The sequence below is a fragment of the Leucobacter sp. M11 genome, assembly GCF_035726885.1.
Lineage (GTDB): Bacteria > Actinomycetota > Actinomycetes > Actinomycetales > Microbacteriaceae > JAPFRB01.
Map to the genome: position 1 here is coordinate 150,562 of NZ_JAPFRB010000002.1, position 5,010 is coordinate 155,571.

4 protein-coding genes and 2 pseudogenes are annotated in these 5,010 nt (G+C 69.6%); 1 reads left to right on the plus strand and 5 read right to left on the minus strand.

The annotated features are described in order from the left end of the window. The 4 genes and pseudogenes from OOT08_RS04820 to OOT08_RS04840 all read right to left on the minus strand — a co-directional run. Positions 1–203 (minus strand): annotated as a pseudogene (locus OOT08_RS04820) (23S rRNA (guanosine(2251)-2'-O)-methyltransferase RlmB); the annotation flags it as partial. Then, entirely contained in the window at positions 193–1,629 is a 1,437-nt protein-coding gene (gene cysS, locus OOT08_RS04825) for a cysteine--tRNA ligase (RefSeq protein WP_325091427.1), read from the minus strand. The gene cysS and the pseudogene OOT08_RS04820, both read right to left, overlap by 11 nt. A 9-nt stretch (positions 1,630–1,638) precedes the next feature. Next, positions 1,639–2,948, minus strand: a pseudogene (ispD, locus tag OOT08_RS19085) (2-C-methyl-D-erythritol 4-phosphate cytidylyltransferase). Positions 2,949–2,977: 29 nt separating this feature from the next. Then, entirely contained in the window at positions 2,978–3,460 is a 483-nt protein-coding gene (locus tag OOT08_RS04840) for a CarD family transcriptional regulator (RefSeq protein WP_325091430.1), read from the minus strand. A 131-nt stretch (positions 3,461–3,591) separates the two neighbouring features. Between OOT08_RS04840 and OOT08_RS04845 the strand changes: the two genes are divergently transcribed. Then, positions 3,592–4,155: a DNA modification methylase gene (locus OOT08_RS04845; RefSeq protein ID WP_325091431.1), complete on the plus strand. Its 564-nt coding sequence runs from the start codon at positions 3,592–3,594 to the stop codon at positions 4,153–4,155. An 85-nt stretch (positions 4,156–4,240) separates the two neighbouring features. Here OOT08_RS04845 and OOT08_RS04850 read toward each other — a convergent pair whose 3' ends face one another. Further along, a complete protein-coding gene (locus OOT08_RS04850; RefSeq protein WP_325091432.1) occupies positions 4,241–4,927 on the minus strand; it encodes a response regulator transcription factor in 687 nt (228 codons plus the stop codon). Between the last annotated feature and the right edge of the window lie 83 nt (positions 4,928–5,010).

The window sequence follows — 5,010 nt, forward strand, 5'->3', positions numbered from 1 at the left end:
CCGCGGCGGGGGTCCTTGCCGCCCGCGGCCTCATAGCGATCGCGGGCGAGCTTCGCCTTCCCCTTCGGGTGGTACGGCCGGTCCTCCGCCTTGGGCGTCGGGCCGCGACCCTCGAGCGCCTGTCGACCCTGCCCGCCCGAGCCGACGGCTGCGCCGCGGCTCTTCTTGCGGACGGCGCCGGGGCGGTTCTTCTTATTCGACATGCAAACTCCAGTGTGTTCCGTGAGGGGTGTCCTCAATCGTGATTCCCGCGGCGCTCAGGCGGTCCCTGATCAGGTCGCTTGCCGCAAAATCTTTGTTGGCCCGGGCGGTCTGCCGCTCGTCGAGCAGCTCACCCACGAGGGCATCGAGCGCGCGCTCCGCGCCCGGTTGGCCGGTGCTCTCCCGCCCGGCCCAGTGCGGGTCGTTCGGGTTGAGGCCCAGCACATCGAGCATGGTGAGCACCCCGCCGAGGGTCTCGGCGGCGCCAGCACGGTCGCCGCCGTCCAGCTGGGAGTTCCCGGCGCGCACACGGGTGTGCAACGCGGCCAGGGCCTGCGGGATCGCGAAGTCGTTGAGCATCGCCCGACGGAAGTCCTCCGGCACGGGACCGGACACCACCGCCTCGGCGCCCAGCTCGCGCAGCGCCCGGTCGAGGAAACCCTCGATGCGGGAGAACGCGATCTCTGCCTCGTCGAGCGCGCCCGCCGAGAAGTCGAGCACGGATCGATAGTGCGCGGAGCCGAGGAAGTAGCGTAACACGATTGGCCGGGCCTGACCCAGGAGATCCGCCGCGAACACCGAGTTGCCCAGGGACTTGGACATCTTCTGGCCCGCGGTGTTGACGAGGCCGTTGTGGATCCAGTGCTTCGCAAAACCGTGCCCGGCCGCGGCGGACTGCGCCAGCTCGTTCTCGTGGTGGGGGAAGCGCAGGTCGAGCCCGCCGCCGTGGATGTCGAAGGCCTCGCCGAGGTAGCTCGTGCTCATCGCGGAGCACTCGATGTGCCAGCCGGGCCGCCCGCGCCCCCAGGGAGACGGCCAGGAGGCGCTCGCGGGCTCGTGCTCGCGGTGCGCCTTCCACAGGGCGAAGTCGCGGGGATCGCGCTTGCCCACCGGCTCGCTGTCGGCCGCGTTTTCCATGTCGCCGCGCTGCTGGTGCGTGAGTTCCCCGTAGCGGGGCCAGCTGGCGGTGTCGAAGTAGACGCTGCCGGAGCCGTCGAGCGCGACGTAGGCGTGCTCGCGTTCGATGAGGGTCTCGATGATCTCGATCATCGGGCCGATGTTCGCGGTGGCGCGGGGCTCGTAGGTGGGGGCGAGTACCCCGAGGGCGTCGTAGGCGGCGGTGAAGTCCCGCTCGACCCGGTAGGCGAGCGCCCACCACTCCTCGGTGCCCCCGGCGGCCTGGGCTTCGGCGGCCTTCTCGAGAATCTTGTCATCGATGTCCGTCACGTTGCGCACCAGGGTGACGTCGAGTCCCTCGTGGCTGAACCAGCGCCGGATCTGGTCGTAGACCAGGGCGCTGCGCAGGTGGCCGATGTGCGGCGCGGACTGCACCGTGGGTCCGCAGACGTAGAGCCCGACCCGTCCGGGGGTCAGCGGCTGAAAGTCGACGGTGGTGCCGAGCTGGGAATCGAAGATGAGTTGGCGCACAGCTCTAGCCTACGGGGCGGCGGGCGTTTGTGACGACGGGGTCGCGGCCTGCGCCGGGGCGTCCGGCGCAGCCTCGATCAGCGCGGTCGCGATCGCCGCGATTCCCTCGCCGCGGCCCGTGAATCCGAGGCCGTCCGTCGTGGTCGCGCTCACGGAGACGGGGGCCCCCAGGATCTCGCTGAGCAGCGCTTCGGCCTCCGCCCGGCGGGGAGAAAACTTGGGGCGGTTCCCGATGATCTGGACCGAGACGTTCCCGGGCCGCCACCCGGCCTCGGCGAGCAGGCGACGGGTTTCGCGAAGGAAGACCTCGCCGTGCGCGTTCGCGAAGCGGGGGTCGGCGGTGCCGAAGGACGAGCCGATGTCGCCGAGCCCCGCCGCCCCGAGCAGTGCGTCCACGATCGCGTGGCAGACGGCATCGCCGTCGCTGTGCCCCGACAGCCCGGCCTCGCCGGGCCAGGCGAGGCCCGCGAGCCAGAGCGGGGCGGCGGGGTCAAAGGCGTGCACATCCGTGCCGGTGCCAACGCGGATCGTCATGCGCGGGGTCCCTTTCTGTGGGGCGGGGTCGCGGCGGGGGCCGCGGCTGAGCCGCCCGCCCCGTCCGCGAGGAGGAGTTCGAGGAGGCGGACGTCCCAGGGCGTCGTCACCTTGTGCGCGAGGGGGTCCCCCCGGACGGTGCGCACCTGCGCGCCGATGGCCTGGACCACGGCGGCGTCGTCGGTTGGCAGTCCCGCAACCCGGTCGTGCCCGGCACGGAGGAGCTCCCGCGGGAAGCCCTGCGGGGTCTGCGCTGCGAGCAACTCGGCGCGGGCGACGTCGCCGCGAACCTGCCCGGCGTCGTCGACCCGTTTCAGCGTGTCCACCACCGGCAGGCCGGGGATGACCCCCTGCCCGGTGCGGCGCACCTCAGCGGCGACCCGTTCGAACACGTCGACGGGGGTCAGCGCCCGGGCAGCGTCGTGGACGAGTACGACATCGATGCCCTCGGGGAGGGCGTCCAGTCCGGCGCGCACCGAATCGTGCCGCTCCGCGCCGCCGTCGATCAGGCTGAGCGACCAGTGCCCGCCGGCCGCGGCGCGCTCGAGCAGGTCGAGCACCCGGCGCGCGTGCCCGGCCGGGCCAACCACCACGAGGTGTCCGCCCTCGGGAATGCGCGTGATGCGGGCGACCGCGTGCTCCAGGAGCGTCGTCCCGCCGAGCGTGGTCAGCGCTTTCGGGATGCCCGCGCCGAGGCGCTGCCCGCTTCCGGCCGCGACGAGAACGACCCCGAGGCCGGAAAGGGCCCTCGGGGTCGTCTCGAACGCGGGTGCGTCAGCGCTCACGGTGTCTCAGCACTCGCGCATCACGCTCGCTAGGAGGCAAGCACCTCGTCGAGAACCCGGGAGGCTGATTCCTCATCGGTCTTCTCGGCGAGTGCCAGCTCGGACGTCAGGATCTGACGCGCCTTGACGAGCATGCGCTTCTCGCCAGCGGAAAGACCCTTGTCCTTGTCGCGGCGCCACAGGTCACGAACGACCTCGGACACCTTGATCACGTCGCCGGAGGCGAGCTTTTCGACGTTCGCCTTGTAGCGCCGGGACCAGTTCGTGGGCTCCTCGGTGAAGGGCGCACGCAGGACCTCGAACACCTGCTGCAGGCCGTCCTGGTCGATCACATCGCGGACGCCGACGAGATCACAGTTCTCGGCGGGCACCTCGATGATCAGATCACCCTGATTCACCTGGAGCTTCAGGAAGAGCTTTTCCTCTCCCATGATTTTGCGCTTCTTTGCTTCGATAATTTTCGCTGCGCCGTGGTGTGGGTACACGACCGTTTCGCCGACCTCAAATTGCATCGAGTAAGCTCCTTTTCCAATACCTCCCCTAGAATACCACACTCACCCATGGCTACTTAGGGTGCCCTTACCTGCAATGCGCTTGCGCGGGGCAGTAGACTGACCGCAGGGCCATCACTACGATGACCCGTATGTCCCCTCACACATCTCTCCTGGAGGACTCTGTGAAGAACCGAATCGTCTCATCGCTTGCCCTCGCTGCGGCCGTCACCCTTGGCGCAACGGGTTGCTCGCTGATCAGCGAGCAGACCACCCTCTACGAGTACGCCCCCAGCGACGGGGTGAGCGTGAACGCGGGCGAGGTCCAGCTCCGCAACATGCTGCTCATCACCTCCGAGGAGGAGGGCAGCTACAACCTGGTCTTCACGGCGCAGAACAACGCCGAGCAGGCGAAGCCCGTTGACATCACCATCGTGCAGGACGGCAAGCGCCTCACCACGAACATCGAGGTCGAGCCGGGCATGACCCGCTTCGGCAACCCCGACGAGCAGGAGCCCGTCGTGGTCGTCTCCGGCCTGACCGCCCCCGCTGGCGCCGGCGTTGACGTCTACGCGCAGTCCGGCGACGCCACCGAGGAGAAGCACTTCCTGCCCGTCCTCGACGGCACCCTGCCCGAGTACCGCAGCTTCGTGCTGACCGCGGCTGACCTCGCGCCCGCCGACGAGGACGCCGAGCAGACCGAGAAGTCTTCCTAAGCTCTCGGCTCCGCTCCGAGCACACGAAAAACCGCCGGGCACCCGCCCGGCGGTTTTTTGCTGCCCGAGCGGGGCGGGCGCCCCGCTAGCCGAAGCGGTAGCCCACGCCGCGGACCGTGCTGAGCAGCTTCGGGGAGGACGGGTCCTCCTCGATCCGTGAGCGAATGCGCTTAATGTGCACGTCGAGCGTCTTGGTGTCGCCGAAGTAGTCGCTCCCCCAGACCCGGTCGATGAGCTGACCGCGGGTGAGCACGCGACCCGCGTGCCGCATCAGCATCTCCAGCAGCTCGAACTCACGAAGCGGCATGGGCACCTCGCTCCCGCGGACGCTGACCGAGTGCCGCTCGATGTCGAGCCGGATGCCGGACTCGTCGAGCACGCCGTCCTCCTCCAGCTCAGGCTCGGCCGTGTCGAAGCGGCGGAGCACGGCCCGGATGCGGGCGAGCAGCTCCCGGGAGGAATAGGGCTTCGTGACGTAGTCATCCGCGCCCAGTTCCAGCCCCACGACGACGTCGATCTCGGTGTCCTTCGCCGTCAGCATCACGATGGGCACGGCGGAGGTCGCGCGGATCGCGCGGCAGACCTCGGTTCCGGGCATACCCGGCAGCATGAGGTCGAGGAGGACGAGGTCGCTCGGCTCGTCGCGGAATTCCTGCACCGCCCGGTTTCCGTCGTTGACGACCCGCACCCGGTAGCCCTCGCGCTCCAGCAGGAACGCGAGTGGCTGGGAGATGGATTCCTCGTCCTCGACCAGGAGGATACTGATTGTCACTCGGGACGGCCTTTCTCTCGGGGTGCTTCGGAGGCGCTGTGCGCGCCGGCTCTCGGGGACACCGGCGTGACGCCGGCGTTGGC

Coding starts and splice junctions, on each gene's coding strand:
- OOT08_RS04840 (WP_325091430.1), bottom strand. CDS start 3,460: ATGCAATTTGAGGTCGGCGAAACGGTCGTGTACCCACACCACGGCGCA.
- OOT08_RS04845 (WP_325091431.1), top strand. CDS start 3,592: ATGTCCCCTCACACATCTCTCCTGGAGGACTCTGTGAAGAACCGAATC.